Origin of the sequence: Amycolatopsis sp. NPDC050768 (genome assembly GCF_040654155.1) — a bacterium.
Taxonomy (GTDB): Bacteria; Actinomycetota; Actinomycetes; order Mycobacteriales; family Pseudonocardiaceae; genus Amycolatopsis.
In genome coordinates this window covers 412,066-429,673 of record NZ_JBFAHL010000007.1, presented here as the reverse complement: position 1 = coordinate 429,673, position 17,608 = coordinate 412,066, and the positions used below count along the sequence as shown (strand labels likewise).

The following is a 17,608-nucleotide window of genomic DNA, read 5'->3' as shown; positions in this document are numbered from 1 at the left end:
GTCCCTCGAGCCGACGTAGGAGGACGACGCCACGGTGCCCGCTGCCGGCCCGCGAGACATCGCCCGTCCCAGGTGAGCCGGATCGTGTTTCGCCGCGTTGGGCCCAGGTCGGGCCGGAGAACGATGGCCGCGAGGTCGCAGTGCGTGGCGGTGATGACCGGCCGGACGGCCGCCGAAAACTACCCGGCGTTCGCGCGCCGAGCCGTGCTGAACCGGCGCTGGTACGCCGCCGGGCTGATCGACAGTTTCCGCGCGAACACCCGGCGCAGGGCTTCATAGCTGGGGAAACCGGCGAGGGTCGCCGCCTGGGTCGCGGTGTGGCCTTGGTCCAGCAGGGCCCGGGCCAGGTCGAAGCGGATGTTCTCCACGTAGCGGGCCGGGGTGGTGGACAGTTCGTCGTGGAAGAGGCGCGTGAGCTGGCGGGTGCTGACGTTGAGGTGCTTCGCGAGGTCGCCGAGCGAGTGCCTGGCGCCGGGGTTGGCCGTGACCAGGTCGGTGATCGTGCGCAGGGCCGGGGAGCGCGGCGGTGGGCCCTGCAGGGGGGCGGAGAACTGCGACTGCCCGCCCGAGCGCTGCAGGTACACGACCAGGGAACGGGCGACGTCGCGCGTCAGGTCGGGGCCGTGGTCCTCCTCGACGAGGGCGAGGGCCAGGTCGATGCCGGCGGTGACGCCGGCGGAGGTGTAGGTGGTGCCGTCGCGGACGTAGATGGCGTCGGGCTCGACGCGGCACGTCGGGCAGCGGGCTGCGAGCTCGTGGGTGACCTTCCAGTGCGTGGTCGCGCGCTTGCCGTCGAGCAGGCCGGCGGCGGCGAGGATGAACGCGCCCGTGCAGATCGAGGCGACGCGGCGGGCGCCGGCGGCCGGCACGCGGGCGGCTTCCGCCAGGTCGCACGGCACGGGCGTGCGCGGGTAGAGGTCGGACCCGGCCACCAGGTAGGTGTCCGGCGCGGGCTCGGAACACACGGGGCCCTCGACCGCGACCTTGAACCCGAGGTTCGACACCACGTCCTCGCCCGTCGGCGAGACGAGCACGATCCGGTAGTCGGCACCGAGCCGCGTGGCCTCCTTGAACACCTCCGCCGGGCCCGCGACGTCCAGCAGGGTCACCCCGTCGAAGACCAGGATCGCCACGACGCGCGCAGGGGAACCCGGCCGGGCGTTCGTGGAGGCGGAAGACGGGCGCACAGGGCATTGGTAGCACACCGTCACCACAAAAGTGCACCGGCCGAGTTTAGTTACAACTCTTGACCGTAATGGAACCACTCGCTACGTTCCCTTCTTCACAGGCCCGACCGAGAACAGGTCCGGCACGGGCTGCAGGCCCTCTGGCAACGAAGCCGCAGGAAGGTGAGTCGAACCATGGTGGAGACGTACGTGCTGGTTCCGGGCGCGTGGCACGGCGCGTGGTCGTGGCGGCCGGTCGCCCAGCGGTTGCGTGCCGCGGGGCACAACGTGGTCGCACTGACGCTGCCGGGCCTCGCGGACGGCGACGATCCCCGTCGTTTCACCCTCGAGGACACAGTGGACTTCCTCGTCGATTTCCTCGACGGCCACGACCTGACCGACGTCACGCTGGTCGCCCACAGCTGGGGTGGTTACCCCGTTTTCGGTGCGGCCCACCGGGTTCCGCACCGGGTGCGCCGCCTGGTCTTCCACAGCGCGTTCGTGCCGGAGAACGGCGTGCCGCTCGTGGAGGACGTCCCGCCGGGGCACGCCGCGCTCTTCCGGCAGCTCGCGCAGGAGTCGGGCGACCATTCCGTGGTCCTCCCCTACCCGGTGTGGCAGAGCGCCTTCGCCCAGGACACGCCCGAACCGGCGCAGAAGCTGATCTACGAGCTGCTCGTGCCCCACCCGATGCGCTATTTCGAACAGCCCTTGCACGCCCCCGCGCTGTCGATGCTCGGCCTGCCAGTCAGCTACCTGGCCGGCGAATGCGACCTGGCCATGCCCCCGGGCGACTACGCTTGGTGCCCGCGGTTCCCCGCCCGGCTCGGGGTCGAGCCGATCACCGTTCCGGGTGACCACGAGGCGTTCCTGACCCGCCCCGACGCGTTCGTGTCGGCACTCCTGCACTCACACACCGTCGACGGCTGAACCGCGCGTCCCGATCTGAGTGGTTCCTGGCCGGACAAAGGCGGCACGACGGGTGCCGCGATCGGCACCATGGAGACGGAGACAATCCGTCGAGAAAAGAACGGAAGCGCAGCAGTCATGTCAGAGATCATCGCGGGTGTGGAGGTCCCCGAGACGGCGGCGGTCGTCGAGGCGTCGCGTCTCATCCAGGAAACGACCAACCCCCTCATCTACCACCACTCCCGCCGGGTTTACTTCTTCAGCCAGTTCCACGCGCAGCGGCTCGGGGTGAAACCGGATCCGGAACTGCTCTACCTGGCCGCGATGTTCCACGACACCGGGCTCATCACGCCGTTTTCCGACGTGGAGCAGCGGTTCGAGGTCGACGGCGCCGACCACGGGCGCAAGTTCTTACTGGACCGGGGTTTCTCGCCCACGGCCGCGGACACCGTGTGGACGGCCATCGCCCTGCACACCACGCCGGGAATTCCGGGGCGCATGGGCCCGGAAATCGCCACGACCCACCTCGGCGTGCTGACCGACGTGCTCGGTTTCGGTTTCGACGGTCTGGACCTGGCCCAGGTCGAGGAAATCCTCGCCTTCCACCCGCGCGGCGATTTCAAGAACGATTTCCTGCGCACCTTCGTCGACGCGCTGAAGCACCGCCCGGAAACCACCAACGGAACGGTGAACTCCGACATCCTGGAGCACTTCATCCCCGATTTCTCCCGCACGACCACCGTCGAGCGCATCACCGGCTCGCCATGGTCGAGCTGACCCGGCCACCTAAATGGACGACCGACACAGCCTGAGCCGGGGCGCCTCCTTCGCCCTGCTCGTCTTCGCCAACGTGCTCCTGATGGCGTCGACGAGCGCGCCCTCCCCGATCTACCCGGTGTACCTGCAGCGGTGGGGCTTTTCGGTGACGATCCTGACGGTCGTTTTCGCCGTGTACGTCGCCGGGCTGGTCGGCGCGCTGCTGACGGTCGGTTCGCTGAGCGACCACGTCGGGCGCCGGCCGGTCCTGGTGGCGTCGCTCCTGGTGGCCGCGGCCGGCACGGCGATCTTCTGGGCGGCCGGCGGGGTCGGCGCACTCGTGACCGCCCGGATCGTGCAGGGCCTCGCCACCGGGATGGCGACGGGCGCGCTGGCCGCCGGGCTGGTCGAGCTCTCCCCCGCGGATCGCCCGCACCGCGGGCCGATGATGACCGCCGTGGGGACGAGCTTCGGGCTCGCCGCCGGCGGCGGTGTGACGGGCCTGCTCGTGCAGGCCGGCCCGTACCCCGACGCGGTGGTCTTCCCGGTGCTCACCGTGGCGTTCATGGCCGTCGCCGCGCTGGTCTTCGCCATCCCCGAGACCGCCGGCCCACGGCCTGGCGTGCTGACGTCGCTGCGCCCGCGCGTCCGCGTGCCGCGCGAGACGCGCGGGGCGTTCTTCGGCGCGGTGCCCGCCATCGTCGCGGGGTGGTCACTGACCGGGCTGTTCCTCGCGCTCGCCCCGTCGCTGGTGACCGAGGTCCTGCACGTGCGGTTCGGCGCCGCGGGCGGCCTCGCCATCGCGGTGCTGTTCCTCGCCAACAGCGCGGGCGGCCTGTGGGCGGCTCGGCACACCGCGCGAATCGCGACCCTGATGGGCGCGGTCCTGCTGGTCGTGGGCGCGGCGGTGCTGGCAGGCGCCCTGGGTTTCGGCTCCGCGGCCGGCTTCCTCGGCGGGTCGGTGATCGCCGGGCTGGGCGTCGGCCTGACGTTTACCGGGACGCTGCGCGGCATCAGCGCGGCCACCACCACGAAGACACGGTCGGAAGTGTTCTCGGCCGCCTACGTCGTCAGCTACGCGGCGCTGAGCCTCCCGTCGCTGGCGGCCGGGCTGGTGGAGCCGTCCTGGGGGCTGGAGACGACGGGCTACGTGTACCTCGCGTTCGTCGGGGTGCTGTCCGTGAGCGCGGCCGTGCAGTCCTCTTCGGCCCGGCGCGTCGCTGAACTCGTTGCATCCCAACACCACTGAGTGACTGTCCTGAAAGGACCCGACATGCAAGCCATCACCGCCCAGGACCGAAGCGCGGGCGTCGGCGGCCTCAAGCTCGCCGAGGTGCCCCACCCGCACGCCGCCGAGAACGACGTCATCGTGCGCGTCCACGCCGCCGGCTTCACCCCGGGCGAGCTCGAGTGGCCCGGCACCTGGACCGACCGCGCCGGCCGCGACCGCACGCCCAGCGTGCCCGGGCACGAGCTGTCCGGCGTCGTCACCGAGCTGGGTTACGGCACCACCGGCCTGAGCGTCGGGCAGCGCGTGTTCGGCCTCACCGACTGGCTGCGCGACGGTTCCCTGGCCGAGTACACCGCCGTCGAGGCCCGCAACCTCGCGCCGCTTCCCGCGGACATCGACCACACCGTGGCCGCCGCGCTGCCGATCTCGGGGCTGACGGCGTGGCAGGCCCTGTTCGACCACGCTTCGCTGTCCACCGGTCAGACCGTGCTGATCCACGGCGCCGCCGGCGGTGTCGGGTCCATCGCGGTGCAGCTCGCCCACGAGGTGGGGGCCCAGGTGCTCGGCACCGGCCGGCCCGCCGACCGCGACTTCGTGCTCGGCCTCGGCGCGCACTCCTTTGTGGACACCGACTCCTTCGAGTCCGCCGGCCCGGCCGACGTGATCCTCGACGTGATCGGCGGCGAGGTGCTCGAACGCTCGACGAAGCTGGTGCGCCCCGGCGGCACCGTCGTGACCATCGCCGCGCCGCCCGAGGTGCAGCCGGCCGACGGACGCGCCGTTTTCTTCGTGGTGGAACCGGATCGTGCGCGCCTGGCGGACCTGGCTCAGCGAGTCCGCGACGGACGGCTGAAGCCGATCGTCGGCGGCGTGCGCCCGCTCGCGGAGACGGCGGAGGCGTTCGCGCGGCGCCAGCGGACTCCGGGCAAGACGATCATCCAGGTGGCCAAGTGATCAACCCGCGTGTCGCCGGCGGCCTGCTGCTCACCGCGGTGGCGGTCGCCGGCTGCTCGCCCGCTGCCGAGTCCCAGCCTGCCGCTCCGGTTTCGGCTCCGGTCTCTGCTTCCGGTCATCCTGCCGAGACGCTGACGCCGCTTCTCGCCCAGGCCCTGCCGAACATCCCGGGCAAGACGTTGACCTCGTCGATCGTCTCGTTCCCGCCGTCCGCCGGCGCGGCGCCCCACCGCCACGGCGACGCTTTCGTCTACGCCTACGTACTCGAAGGCACGATCCGCAGTCAGCTCGAAGGCCAGCCCGCCCACACCTACCACCAGGGTGAAAACTGGACCGAACAACCGGGCGCGCACCACGTCGCCACGGACAACGTCAGCGCCACCGAACCGGCGAAGCTGCTGGTGGTGTTCGTGGCGACGACGGGGGAACAGCTGAAGGTGGACGACCCGCACGGCTGAGCCGCGGGGAACCCGGTCTGACTCGACAACCTCACCGCTTCGCGACCAGCGATCAAGAAGCGGTGAGGTTGTCGAGCATCAAGGACAGGGTGAAGTCGAACCGGTCGTGACCGGACCCGGACGTCAGTTCGGCCGCGTGGCGCCGGGTGCGGGGAAACCGTTCGGCCGGTAGAGCACCGAGCCGCTCGACGAGGTCCTCCCGGCTGAGCACCCAGTCGTCGTCCTTGTTCTTCCGGCGCTGGTGGACCAGCGACCGCTCCCAGGCGTACGCGGTGACATACAACGTGAGTGAATCCAGTGCCCACGCCGCGGTCTGCGCGGGGACACCGCCGGCCAGCAAGAGACCCAGGATGCCCTCGCTGACACGCAGGGTTTCCAGGTGCGTGGGGACCAGGGCGAGCGCCGCGCGGGAGACGCCGGGGTACTTGAGGTACTGGTCGCGCATCTGGGCGTAGACGTCGTGGATCTGCTGCCGCCACGTGGCGGGGTCCGGCTCGGGCAAGGAGATTTCCGAACAGAGCCGGCCGATGAGCAGGTCGTCGAGGTCGGTCTTCGTGGTGATGTGGGCGTAGAGCGACGACGGGCCGGTTTCCAGCACTGCGGTGACGCGGCGGATGGTCAGCGCGTCGTAGCCCTCGGTGGCGACGACCTGCAACGCGGCGTCCGTGATGCGCTCGGCGGTGATGGGCGGCTTGCGGGAAGCGGAGGGCTCGGAGCGCTGAGCACGGCGGGAGGCGGCGGGCATGTGCGCCACCCTACCTTGACACGAACTTAGTTCGTCATTTAGAACTTAGTTCGTGACTGCTGAACTTAGTTCGTCGACCGCGCCACGAACGGCGCAGCTCCCCCTCCGCCAGGCCTGGCTGGTGCTGGTCGTCGTGGTCGTCGCCGAGCTCATGGACCTCGTCGACACGAGCGTCGCCAACCTGGCCGGGCCGTCGATCCGCGCGGACCTCGGCGGTGGGCCGATGACGCTGCAATGGGTGCTCTCGGCCTACACCGCGGCGTTCGCGCTCGGCCTCATCACCTCGGGCCGCCTCGGTGACCTGCTCGGCCGCCGGCGGCTGTTCCTGCTGGGCATGGCCGGCTTCACCGTCTCGTCGCTGGCCTGCGGCCTCGCGCCCAGCGCCGGGTTCCTCATCGCCGCCCGCGTGTTCCAGGGCTTGTTCGGCTCCGTGATGATCCCGCAGGGTCTCGCGCTGGTGAAGATCGTCTTCCCGCCCGAGCACCTGCGCAGGGCGCTCATGCCGTTCGGCCCGATCATGGGCCTGGCCACGGTCGCCGGCCCGGTCCTGGCCGGCTGGCTGCTGCACCTGGACCTCTTCGGCAGCGAATGGCGCTCGATCTTCCTCATCAACGTCCCGTTCGGCGTCCTCGCCGGCGCGCTCGCCGGTTGGGTCCTCCCCCGTCACAGCGGCGAAGACCGCACCGCGCGCCTCGACCTGCGTGGCGTCAGCCTGCTCACCGCCGGTTCGGCGCTGCTGATCGTGCCGCTCATCCAGGGCCGCGACCTCGGCTGGCCCGCGTGGACGTACGTGATGATCGCCGCCGGGCTGGTGGCCTTCGGGCTGTTCGTCGCGTCCGAACACCGCAGCGCGCACCCGGTCATCGCGCCGTCGCTGTTCCGCAAGCGCAGCTTCGTGGTGGGTCTGCTGATCGTCGGCGGGTTCTACGCCGCGCTCAGCGCGTTCGTCCTGGTGCTCAACCTGCTGCTGCAGTCCGGCATGAACTGGTCACCGCTGCAGACCGGCTTCGCCCTGATCCCGTGGGCGGTCGGCACCGCGGTCGCCACGTTGTTGTCCGGTGCGGTCCTCGCCGGCAAGCTCGGCCGCTTCAACCTCGACCTGGGACTGGCCGTCGCGGTCGCCGGCCTGCTCGGTCTCTGGTGGTCGATCGCCCACTGGGGCGCCGCCATCACCGTGTGGCAGCTGGCCCCGGCCCTGCTCGTGACCGGGCTCGGTTCCGGGCTGCTGTTCGTGCCGCTGTTCGACTTCATCCTCGGCGACGCCACCACCGAAGAGGTCGGCACCGGCGCCGGCGTGCTCAACGCCGCTCAGCAGTTCGCCAACGCCATCGGCGTCGCCGCGCTCGGCACCGTGTTCTTCGCCCGCGTCGGGCCGCCCTCGGCGGCAACGTACATTTGCGCTGCCAAGCTGGTGTTCGGCCTCTGCGCCGGCGTCTACGTGCTGGTGCTGCTGCTGGTCCGGTTCCTGCCGAAGCATGCCCAGCGGTGAAGCTCAGTCGCCCAGGCCGTAGCGGCGGATGCGCTTGTACAGGGTGCCGCGCGACATGCCGAGCCGGTGCGCAGCCGCGGTCTTGTTGCCGCGGCAGGCGATCAGGACCTCGCGGATGATCTCGGCTTCCGCGTTCTGGAGCGGGTTTTCGTGCTCCGACAACGAAACCGCGCTGAAGATCAGGACACAGCCGTCCTCGAACCGGCCCGGCGTGACGGGGCGGACGATGGCGACGCGGCCGTCGGCGAGGGGCAGGTGCGTGGCCGAGGGGCCGGCTTCGCGCAGCATCGACCACAGCGTCGCGCGGTCGGGCAGGGTCGCGGTGGGGCCGCCGTCGCTGATCATGATCTCGCCGTCGAGCGTGATCACGGTGGTGCCGGGCAGGGAGCGGAACGTCATGTGCGCGTCGACCAGCCGGCGCTGCCGGGGCGTGGCCGCGTCTCGCAACGCCGAACGCAGGCGCTCGGCGAAGGCCACGACGGCGGCCATCACAAACCGGTTGGTGTGCTCGGCGCGGCAGCACACGTTGACCGAGCCGAGCAGCAGCCGCGTGGTCGGGTCTACGATCGGCGCGGTCGCGCAGGTGTAGGGGTGCCAGGCCTGTTTGTAGTGCTCGGCACCGACCACCATCGACGCGGAGCGCACCGCCATCGAGAGCCCGACCCCGCAGGTGCCGACGCCGTCCTCGACGTAGCGGTGCCCGGGCTCGACCTCCACCTGCTGCAGGTCACGGCGCAACGCGGGGTCGGACTCCCAGCGCCAGGTGAGCGTGCCGCGCGGGTCGACCAACGCGACCGACGCGGCGTCGCCCACGAGCAGATCGGCCGTGCCGGGAATGACGCGGCCGCCGACCGCGACGAGCAAGGTTTCGGGGTCGAACTCGGCGGGCGCGAGGTCGAGCCGCTCGGGATCGACGCCGGACTGCCGCGACCGCACCCACGACTCCTCGATCTCCGGCCGCGCCGCCCCGCGGCGATCGGCCTCGAGGAACTGCTGCCAGACGTCCGAGGTGGGCACGGGCGGCTCCTCTCCTGGCGTCGTCGCCGGGAAACCTCGAGTGTGCAGGATCGGCGAAGCGCGCTGCCAGCCCCCGATCGGGCGGGGTGTTCATCTTTTGAACGCTTCCGCCTCGAGCCCGGTGTGGCGCGGCACCCCGGCGTTACCGTCGATCACCCGGCCGGCGAAGTCAAGGAGGACTCATGCGTTTCGGCGTCTTCATGGCCCCGTTCCACGCCTCACCGATCAAGAGCCCGGTCGCGGCCCTGGCTCGCGACGTCGAGACGATCAAGCTGCTCGACCGGCTGGGCTACGACGAAGCGTGGATCGGCGAGCACCACTCCTGCGGCGTCGAGCTCATCGCGAGCCCGGAGATCTTCATCGCCCACGTCGCGGCTCAGACGAAGACGATCAAGCTCGGCACCGGCGTGCTCTCGCTGCCGTACCACAACCCGTTGTGGGTGGCCGACCGCGCGATCCTGCTCGACCACCTCACGCGCGGCCGGTTCATGCTCGGCCTCGGCCCGGGCTCGCTGCCGACCGACGCGTCCATGATCGGCCTCGACCCCCTCAGCCAGCGCGGCGCGCTGGAAGAGGACGCCGACGTGCTGATGCAGCTGCTCAACGGCGCCGAACCCGTGACGGCCAAAACCGACCGCTATCAGCTGCGTGACGCGCTGTGCCAGCTGCGGCCCTTCACCCAGGGCGGGCTGGAGGTCGGCGTCGCCGCGATCGCGTCGCCGTCGGGGCCGCGCATTGCCGGCAAGCACGGGCTCAGCCTCCTGTCGATCGGCGCGACCCTGACCGGCGACCTCGACCTGCTGGCCCAGCACTGGGACGTCGCCGAGGAACGCGCCGCGCAGTTCGGCACCACGATGAACCGCGACGGCTGGCGCCTTGTCGGACCGATGCACCTGGCCGAGACGAAGGAACAGGCCTACGCCGAAGTCGAGCACGGCCTCGACGACTGGTGCGACTACCTGCAGCACGTCGCCGCCGTCCCCCACTTCGAACCCGGCGGCGCGACCTTCACCGAGCGCGTCGACTGGATCAACGCCAGCGGCATCGGCGTGATCGGCACCCCGCAGGACGCGATCCGCCAGATCGGCAACCTCGAGGCTCAGTCGAAGGGCGGCTTCGGCTCGTACCTGATGATGGCGCACGAGTGGGCGACCCCGGCCGCCACGGCGCGGCACTACGAGCTGTTCGCCGAAGCCGTCGCCCCGCACTTCCAGCAGCGGCTCGACCGCCTCGCCGCCACCGAGGCGCAGGCGAAGAAGCTGCGGGCCGAGCTGCACAGCCGGCAGGGCCAGGCCCTGGAGGAGGCGAAGGCCCGGCACGAAGCGGAGAAGTCCGCCTGATCGGCGCGGGCGTGGCGGCTTCGGTGCCGCCGTGGACGTTTCCGTTGGTCAGGCGGGCATCGCGCGCGAGTGGGCGGCGCGGAGCTCGGCGAGCTTTCCGGCCTCCGGCTGGGTTCCGACCATCGAGATGTCGCGGACGTCGGGGCCCGGCTCGCGGTCGAGCGACGGGATTTCGAACCGTCGGCGACCACTTTTGCCGGAAAACGAAGCGACAGCCCGCCCGCGCATGAATACCTTCGGGCGCATGGACACCACGTCTCTCACCTGGCAGCCGCTCACCCGCGACGACGCCCAGGCAGCAGCCGATCTGCTCAACGCCATGGAGACCGTCGACCGGATCGGCGAGAACTACACCGCGCAGGACACCCTGCAGGAGCTGGTCGATCCCTACGCGGATCTGGAGCGCGCGAGCCTCGCGGCCTTCGACGGTGACGTGATGGTCGGGTACATGAAGATCCGCTACAAGCGGTTCGCGGAAGACGTCCACCGCGTGTTCCTCGACGGCGGCGTGCATCCGGACCACCGGCGCCGGGGTATCGGCACCGCGCTCGTCGAGGCCGGCGTGGCGGCGGCGAAAACGCTGCACGCGCTGCACCACCCGGCGCTACGGCTCGCGATCGACGTCCACAAGGCCGGGCACATCGCAGGCCTGGCCGAACTCCTGGGCCCGCAAGGCTTCGCGCCCGTCCGGCACTTCCAGCACATGGAGCACCCGCTCGGCGCCGCGCTCCCCGAAGCGGAGATCCCCGACGGGCTGCGGATCGAGCAGTGGTCGGCGGACAACGACGAGGACTTCCGCGTGACCCGCAACGAGGCGTACGCGGACAACTGGATTCCGGCGCCGGTGCCCGCGGACAACTGGAAGAACAAGATCGCGAACCACACCCTGCGGCCCGAGGCCAGTTTCCTGCTGCGCGACGCGGCGGACGGCACCGCGGTGGGAATGCTCGTGGCCAACCACTGGGAAGGCGACGCGGCGGTCACCGGTGTCCGCGACGTGCACTTCATGAACATCGGGACGATTCCCGCCTACCGCAACCGCGGCGTCGCCGGCGCGCTGATCGGGCACGCGCTGCGGGCGGCCGCCGAGCACGGCTTCCACCGGGCCAGCGTGAACGCGGACTCGGCGAGCCCCGCGGGCCCGTCCGGGATCTTCGCGAGGGCCGGCTTCACGTCGAAGCGGCCGTACGTCCGCTGGGCGCTCGAAGTCTGACGCGCGGCGCAAGCTCACCTCTCGCAGATGAGGCCGTTCACGACCCGCGCCCAGATGCTCGCCATGAGGGACGCGACGCAGAACGGAGGCAGATTCATGACGATCGGACCCATCCAACTCGTCGTGCTGGGATTTCCGGACCCGGACTTCCACGGCGCGATCATCACCGAGCTCGAGCGCCTGAGGGAGAGCGGCACCGTCAACGTGGTCGACGCGCTGGCCGTGCACAAGGATTCAAACGGCGAGATCGAGGTCGCCCACCTCAGCAACCTCAGTGACGAAGAAGCCATCGAGCTCGGCAGCAAGGTCGGCGCGCTGATCGGGCTCGGGATCGACGGCGAGGAAGGCATGGAGGCCGGTGCCCTCGCGGGTGCCGAGAAGGCCGCCGAAGGCGTCGAGGTGTTCTCCGACGAAGACGCCTGGGACGTCCTGGAGGAGATCCCAGACGGTTCCGCCGCCGCTCTCGTGCTGCTCGAACACCGCTGGGCCATCCCCCTCCGCGACGCCATCGCGGAAGCGGGCGGGTTCCGCATCTCCGACGGCTTCATCAGCCCGCTCGACCTCGTCGCCATCGGCCTGGTCACGGCGGAGGAAGCGCAGCAGCTGCACGCCTTCGAGACCGCCACCCCCAGCCACACCTGAGTCAAGGAGGCACCACCATGTTCGGATCGCGCAGGGTCGCCCGCCGCACCGGCCGCCGAACCGCACGGCGCGTGAGCCGTCGGCGGCGCTGAACCACGGCCGGTGCCGTGCGGGCTCCCGCGCGGCACCGGTTCCGGGTCCGATGTGGACTCCCGGCGATCAACGGGTCGGGCTTCTACACTGACCCGATGCCGGACGACAGCCGCCCCGCGTGTGTCGAGGACGTCCACGAGCTCGCTCTCGGGATGCCGCACGTCACCGTCTGGCCCGGAACCGAGCACAAGCCGGTGTACCAGGTCGGGGGCAAGTCGTTCGTCTTCTTCCGAAACCCGCGCCCGGACGCCATCGACCCGGAGACGGGCGAGCGCTACCCGGACGTGATCGTGTTCTGGGTGCCGTCCGAAGGCGACAAGGCAGCACTCGTCCAGGACGAGGACTCACCGTTTTTCACCACGCCGCACTTCCGCGGCCACCTGTCGGTGCTCGTGCGCGCCTGTCGGCTCGGCGAGATCAGCCGGGCCGAGCCGGCGGAAGTGGTCCAGGAGGCGTGGCTGTCGCGCGCTTCGGCCCGCCGGGGTGCGGCGTGGCTCGCCGATCAAGAGACCAGGTCGTGACCGAGCCGAGTCTTGACCGGGTGACTGTTATCGCTAACACTATGCGCCGGAAAGAGTGACGCGGACCACCCGGACGAGGAAGGCGGTGACGTAGTGTCAGCAGGAGCGGCCGGCGATCGGCAGGCGAGCCTCACGGACGTGGCCGGCCTCGCAGGCGTCTCCCACATGACTGTCTCGCGGGTCATCAACGGCACCGGCCCGGTCCGCCCCGAGACCCGCGCCCGGGTGATGGCCGCGGTGGAGGAGCTGGGTTACCGGCCCAACTCCGCGGCCCGCGCGCTCGTCACGGGCCGCTCCGGCACGCTCGGCGTCGTCGCGCTGGAGTCCAATCTGTACGGACCCGCGAGCACCCTGTACGGCATCGAGAACGCCGCCCGGGAAGCCGGTTACGCCATCACGATCTCGAGCGTGAGCCGTCCGGGCCGGTCGTCCATCGCGGACGCGGTGGAGAGCCTGCGGCGCCAAGCCGTGGAGGGGATCGTCGTGATCGCCCCGCACGTCACGGCCGGGCAGGCGCTTGCGGGAGTGCCTTCGGCGGTCCCGGTGGTCGCCGTCGGCGGCGGCGACGGCGCGCCGGTTCCGGTGATCTCCGTGGACCAGTACGACGGCGCCCGCCGCGCGACCGAGCACCTGCTCGCGCTCGGGCATCGCACGGTGTGGCACATCGCAGGGCCGGAGGACTGGCTGGAGGCGCTCGAGCGCGAGCGCGGCTGGCGCGAGACGCTGGAGCGCCACGGCGCAGAGGTGCCCCCCGTCATCCGCGGCGACTGGAGCCCGGCCTCCGGCTACGCCGCCGGGCGGACGCTGGCCAAGAAGGTGCCCGCCGGGAACGGCGGGCTGGACGCGGTGTTCGCCGCCAACGACCAGATGGCGCTCGGGCTGCTGCGCGCGTTCACCGAGACCGGCATCGGCGTGCCGGCGGACGTGCACGTCGCCGGCTTCGACGACGTCCCCGAGGCCGCGTACTTCACGCCGCCGCTGACCACGGTGCGCCAGGACTTCATCGAAGTCGGCCGGCGCACGTTCGGGCTGCTGACCGAACGGATGGGCGGCGGCGACCAGCACGTGCGGTACCTGGTCGAGCCCGAGCTGATCGTCCGGGAGAGCACCGGACCACGCTGAGCGCGGTCCCCACCGAAGGAGAAACCCGTGTCCCCGCACTCCCCGAATGTTAACGCTAACATTCACGAGCGTCTCGTGATCGGCGTCGACTTCGGCACGCTCTCGGGCCGCGCCGTCGTGGTGCGGGTCTCCGACGGCGCCGAGCTGGGCACCGCCGTGTACGAGTACCCGCACGGCGTCGTCGACCGGACGCTGCCCGTGACCGGCCAGCCGTTGCCGCCGGACTGGGCGCTGCAGGTCCCCTCGGACTACCTCGGGGTGCTGCGCACCGCCGTACCCGCCGCGCTCCGCGACGCCGGCGCCGATCCCGCCGACGTCGTGGGCCTCGGCACCGACTTCACCGCGTGCACGGTGGTTCCGACCACTGTGGACGGAACGCCGCTGTGCGAGCTGCCGGAGTTCGAGCGCGAGCCGCACGCGTACGTGAAGCTGTGGCGCCACCACGCCGCCCAGCCGCAGGCCGACCGGATCACCGAGCTCGCGCGAGCCCGCGACGAGAAGTGGCTGCCCCGCTACGGCGGGCGGATCTCATCGGAATGGGAGTTCGCAAAGGCGCTGCAGGTTCTGGAGGAGGCGCCCGCCGTCTACGCGGCGACGGCGCACTGGGTCGAGCTGGCCGACTGGATCGTCTGGCGGCTGACCGGCCACTACGTCCGCAACGCCTGCACCGCCGGGTACAAGGGCATCCTGCAGGACGGCGAGTACCCCGGCGCCGATTTCCTGCGCGAGCTGAACCCCGGGTTCGCGGACTTCGTGCCGGACAAGCTCGACCGGCCGCTCGGGCGCCTCGGCGACCGGGCCGCCTCGCTCACCGCCGAAGCGGCGTTGTGGACCGGACTGCCGGAAGGCATCGCCGTCGCGGTCGGCAACGTCGACGCGCACGTGACCGCGCCCGCCGCGCAGGCCGTCGAACCCGGCCGGATGGTCGCGATCATGGGCACCTCGACGTGTCACGTCCTCAACGCCGAAGAGCTGCGAGAGGTCCCGGGCATGTGCGGGGTCGTCGACGGCGGGATCGTGCCCGGGCTGTGGGGCTACGAAGCCGGGCAAAGCGGGGTCGGCGACATCTTCGGCTGGTTCGTCGAGCACGGCGTGCCGCCCGGCTACCACGAGGACGCGCGACGAGCGGGCGTCTCGCTCCACGAACACCTCACCGTGCTCGCGTCGGCGCAGGAAATCGGCGCGCACGGGCTGGTCGCGCTCGACTGGCACAGCGGCAACCGCTCGGTGCTGGTGGACCACGAGCTGTCCGGCGTCGTCGTCGGCCAGACGCTGGCCACCCGTGCCGAAGACACCTACCGGGCGCTGCTGGAGGCCACCGCGTTCGGCACCCGCACGATCATCGAAGCCTTCCGGGACGCGGGCGTGCCGGTCACCGAGCTGGTCGTGGCCGGCGGGCTCGTCCGCAACGCCTTCCTGATGCAGCTCTACGCCGACGTGGTGAACCTGCCCCTGTCGGTGATCGGGTCCGCGCAGGGGCCGGCGCTCGGCTCGGCCATCCACGCCGCCGTGGCGGCCGGCGCCCACCCGGACATCACCGCGGCTTCGCGCGCGATGGGCTCGGTCCACCGGGACGTGTACCGGCCGGTGCCCGCCCACTCCCGTGCCTACGACGAGCTCTACGCCGACTACCGCGAGCTGCACGACCACTTCGGCCGCGGCGGCAGCGACGTGCTGCACCGCCTCGCGGCCCGCCGCCACGCCACCGCCACCGCCGGCGAAAGGACAGTCCTGACATGTCGCTGACCGACGAGCTGCTCGGCACCGTCGCCGAGCTGCGCCGCACCGTCGCGGACCTGCACGGCGAGCTCACGCGCAACGAGCTGGTCGCCTGGACCGCGGGCAATGTCTCGGCGCGGGTGCCCGGGCGCGAGCTGATGGTGATCAAGCCGTCCGGGATCTCCTACGACGACCTGTCCGCCGACACCATGGTCGTCACCGACCTGCACGGGCGGCTGCGCCACGGCGACCTCGCGCCGTCGTCCGACACGGCCGCCCACGCCTACGTCTACCGGCATCTGCCCGACGTCGGCGGGGTCGTGCACACGCACTCCACCTACGCCACCGCGTGGGCCGCGCGCGGCGAGCCCATCCCGTGCGTGCTCACGATGATCGCCGACGAGTTCGGCGGGGAGATCCCGGTCGGGCCGTTCGCGCTGATCGGCGACGACTCCATCGGCCGCGGCATCGTCGAGACGTTGCGGGCCAGCCGCTCCCCTGCCGTTCTCATGCGCAACCACGGCCCGTTCACCGTCGGGCGCACCGCCCGCGACGCGGTGAAGGCGGCGGTGCTCGTGGAGGACGTGGCCCGGACCGTCCACAAGGCATTCGAGCTGGGCGCGCCCAAACCGTTGCCGGCCGAGGACGTCGACCGGCTCTACGCGCGCTACCAGAACGTCTACGGCCAGCGCTGAGCCCGGCCGGCGCACACGACGAGGAGACAAATGGCTTCGCAGAACAAACCCCAGGTCTGGTTCCTCACCGGGAGCCAGGCGCTCTACGGCGAGGACACGCTGGCGCAGGTCGCCGGCCAGTCGCTGGAGATCCAGCGGCTGCTCGCCTCGACGGGACGGCTTTCGGCCGAGCTCGTCGGGAAACCGGTGCTGACCGAGGCCTCCGCGATCCGCCGGCTGCTGCTCGAGGCCAATGCCGACAACTCCTGCGTCGGGGTGATCGCGTGGATGCACACCTTCTCGCCGGCGAAGATGTGGATCGGCGGGCTCGACGCGTTGCGCAAACCGTTGCTGCACCTGCACACCCAGCTCAACGAAGCCCTGCCGTGGCGCAGCATCGACATGGACTTCATGAATCTCAACCAGGCCGCGCACGGCGACCGCGAGTTCGGCCACGTGCTGACCCGCCTTTCCGTGCCACGCAAGACCGTCGCCGGGCACGCGGGCGACCCCGTGGTCGCCGACCGGATCGACGCGTGGGCGCGGGCCGCGATCGGCGCGGACCACCTGCGCGAGCTGCGGCTGGCGCGCTTCGGCGACAACATGCGCGACGTCGCCGTGACCGAAGGGGACAAGGTCGAGGCCGAGCTGCGCTTCGGCGTCTCGGTCAACACCTACGGCGTGAACGACCTCGTCGAGCTCGTCGACAGCGCGTCCGAAAAGGACACCGGCGAACTGGTCGCCGAATACGCGTCGGCCTACGACGTGGCGCCGGAGCTCGCCGAAGACGGCGCCCGCCACGAGTCCCTGCGGTACGCGGCGAAAGTCGAGCTGGGGCTACGGCGGTTCCTCACCGAGGGCGGTTTCGGCGCGTTCACCACGAACTTCGAGGATCTCGGCGGCCTGCGTCAGCTGCCGGGGCTGGCCGTGCAGCGGCTGATGGCCGACGGCTACGGCTTCGGCGGCGAAGGCGACTGGAAGACCTCGGCCCTGCTCGCCGCGGTGAAGGCGATGGGGACGGGCACCGGCCGCGGCACGTCGTTCATGGAGGACTACACCTACCACTTCGGGCCGGGCGAGCCGAAGATCCTCGGCGCGCACATGCTCGAGGTCTGCCCGAGCATCGCCGCCGCCCGCCCGTCGTGCGAGATCCACCCGCTCGGCATCGGCGGCCGCGAGGACCCGGTACGGCTCGTGTTCGACGCCGCCCCCGGCCCCGGCGTGGTGCTCGGCCTGGCCGACCTCGGCGACCGGTTCCGTTTGGTGGCCAACGAGATCGAGGTCGTCCCACCCGACGAGCCGCTGCCCAGCCTGCCGGTCGCGCGCGCGGTCTGGCAGCCCGCGCCGTCGCTCGCCACCTCCGCCGAGTCGTGGATCACCGCCGGCGCGCCGCACCACACCGTGCTGACCCAGGCGGTGCCCGTCGAGACCCTCCGCGACTTCGCAGACCTGCTCGGCGTCGAGCTCCTCACCATCGACGCCGGCACCACCACCTCCGGGTTCGCCGACCGGATCCGCTGGAACCAGGCCTACCACCGGCTCGCCCAGGGCTTCTGAAA

18 protein-coding genes are annotated in these 17,608 nt (G+C 71.2%); 14 read left to right on the top strand and 4 right to left on the bottom strand.

The window, feature by feature from the left end; genetic code table 11:
• Positions 1–179 precede the first annotated feature (179 nt).
• Positions 180–1,187 (bottom strand): GlxA family transcriptional regulator, encoded by a 1,008-nt coding sequence (locus tag AB0H62_RS23200; protein ID WP_360588063.1) that lies wholly within the window; start codon positions 1,185–1,187, stop codon positions 180–182.
• A gap of 174 nt (positions 1,188–1,361) precedes the next feature.
• Between AB0H62_RS23200 and AB0H62_RS23195 the strand changes: the two genes are divergently transcribed.
• From AB0H62_RS23195 to AB0H62_RS23175, 5 genes are all read left to right on the top strand, one after another.
• Positions 1,362–2,096, top strand: coding sequence for an alpha/beta fold hydrolase (locus AB0H62_RS23195; RefSeq protein WP_255637850.1), 735 nt, complete (start codon positions 1,362–1,364; stop codon positions 2,094–2,096).
• Between the two features lie 117 nt (positions 2,097–2,213).
• Positions 2,214–2,852 carry an HD domain-containing protein gene (locus tag AB0H62_RS23190; RefSeq protein ID WP_220239606.1) on the top strand — a complete coding sequence of 213 codons (639 nt, stop codon included), beginning with the start codon at positions 2,214–2,216 and terminating at the stop codon, positions 2,850–2,852.
• 13 nt (positions 2,853–2,865) lie between these two features.
• A complete protein-coding gene (locus AB0H62_RS23185) occupies positions 2,866–4,080 on the top strand; it encodes an MFS transporter (RefSeq protein WP_220239605.1) in 1,215 nt (404 codons plus the stop codon).
• Between the two features lie 24 nt (positions 4,081–4,104).
• Positions 4,105–5,016 (top strand): NADP-dependent oxidoreductase, encoded by a 912-nt coding sequence (locus AB0H62_RS23180; protein ID WP_360588060.1) that lies wholly within the window; start codon positions 4,105–4,107, stop codon positions 5,014–5,016.
• On the top strand, positions 5,013–5,474 hold the full coding sequence (locus AB0H62_RS23175; RefSeq protein WP_360588058.1) for a cupin domain-containing protein: 462 nt from the start codon (positions 5,013–5,015) through the stop codon (positions 5,472–5,474). The genes AB0H62_RS23180 and AB0H62_RS23175 overlap by 4 nt, the downstream gene beginning before the upstream one ends.
• Positions 5,475–5,526: 52 nt before the next feature.
• Here AB0H62_RS23175 and AB0H62_RS23170 read toward each other — a convergent pair whose 3' ends face one another.
• A complete protein-coding gene (locus AB0H62_RS23170; RefSeq protein ID WP_220239602.1) occupies positions 5,527–6,219 on the bottom strand; it encodes a TetR/AcrR family transcriptional regulator C-terminal domain-containing protein in 693 nt (230 codons plus the stop codon).
• Between the two features lie 52 nt (positions 6,220–6,271).
• On the opposite strand from AB0H62_RS23170, the gene AB0H62_RS23165 reads away from it, so the two are divergent.
• Entirely contained in the window at positions 6,272–7,708 is a 1,437-nt protein-coding gene (locus tag AB0H62_RS23165) for an MFS transporter (protein WP_255637849.1), read from the top strand.
• A gap of 3 nt (positions 7,709–7,711) precedes the next feature.
• Here AB0H62_RS23165 and AB0H62_RS23160 read toward each other — a convergent pair whose 3' ends face one another.
• On the bottom strand, positions 7,712–8,725 hold the full coding sequence (locus AB0H62_RS23160) for a helix-turn-helix domain-containing protein (protein WP_220239601.1): 1,014 nt from the start codon (positions 8,723–8,725) through the stop codon (positions 7,712–7,714).
• Between the two features lie 182 nt (positions 8,726–8,907).
• Here AB0H62_RS23160 and AB0H62_RS23155 point away from each other — a divergent pair, with 182 nt between their 5' ends.
• A complete protein-coding gene (locus AB0H62_RS23155; RefSeq protein WP_220239600.1) occupies positions 8,908–10,065 on the top strand; it encodes an LLM class flavin-dependent oxidoreductase in 1,158 nt (385 codons plus the stop codon).
• A gap of 48 nt (positions 10,066–10,113) precedes the next feature.
• On the opposite strand, the gene AB0H62_RS23150 is transcribed toward AB0H62_RS23155, so the two are convergent.
• Positions 10,114–10,311: a hypothetical protein gene (locus tag AB0H62_RS23150; protein ID WP_220239599.1), complete on the bottom strand. Its 198-nt coding sequence runs from the start codon at positions 10,309–10,311 to the stop codon at positions 10,114–10,116.
• Here AB0H62_RS23150 and AB0H62_RS23145 point away from each other — a divergent pair.
• The 7 genes from AB0H62_RS23145 (at position 10,310) to araA (ending at position 17,606) form a co-directional block, all read left to right on the top strand.
• On the top strand, positions 10,310–11,278 hold the full coding sequence (locus tag AB0H62_RS23145) for a GNAT family N-acetyltransferase (RefSeq protein WP_220239598.1): 969 nt from the start codon (positions 10,310–10,312) through the stop codon (positions 11,276–11,278). The genes AB0H62_RS23150 and AB0H62_RS23145 overlap by 2 nt on opposite strands.
• A gap of 96 nt (positions 11,279–11,374) precedes the next feature.
• On the top strand, positions 11,375–11,920 hold the full coding sequence (locus tag AB0H62_RS23140; RefSeq protein WP_220239597.1) for a hypothetical protein: 546 nt from the start codon (positions 11,375–11,377) through the stop codon (positions 11,918–11,920).
• A gap of 188 nt (positions 11,921–12,108) precedes the next feature.
• Positions 12,109–12,534: an MmcQ/YjbR family DNA-binding protein gene (locus tag AB0H62_RS23135; protein ID WP_360588053.1), complete on the top strand. Its 426-nt coding sequence runs from the start codon at positions 12,109–12,111 to the stop codon at positions 12,532–12,534.
• A gap of 93 nt (positions 12,535–12,627) precedes the next feature.
• Positions 12,628–13,656 carry a LacI family DNA-binding transcriptional regulator gene (locus AB0H62_RS23130; protein WP_220239595.1) on the top strand — a complete coding sequence of 343 codons (1,029 nt, stop codon included), beginning with the start codon at positions 12,628–12,630 and terminating at the stop codon, positions 13,654–13,656.
• A 60-nt stretch (positions 13,657–13,716) separates the two neighbouring features.
• The gene (gene araB / locus AB0H62_RS23125) at positions 13,717–15,402 is read left to right on the top strand and encodes a ribulokinase (RefSeq protein ID WP_220247609.1); all 1,686 of its coding nucleotides are present in this window, start codon (positions 13,717–13,719) and stop codon (positions 15,400–15,402) included.
• On the top strand, positions 15,393–16,070 hold the full coding sequence (locus AB0H62_RS23120) for an L-ribulose-5-phosphate 4-epimerase (RefSeq protein WP_220239594.1): 678 nt from the start codon (positions 15,393–15,395) through the stop codon (positions 16,068–16,070). Before araB ends, AB0H62_RS23120 begins: the two co-directional genes overlap by 10 nt.
• Positions 16,071–16,100: 30 nt before the next feature.
• Positions 16,101–17,606, top strand: a complete 1,506-nt coding sequence (gene araA / locus AB0H62_RS23115; protein ID WP_220239593.1) for an L-arabinose isomerase — start codon at positions 16,101–16,103, stop codon at positions 17,604–17,606.
• Positions 17,607–17,608 lie beyond the last annotated feature (2 nt).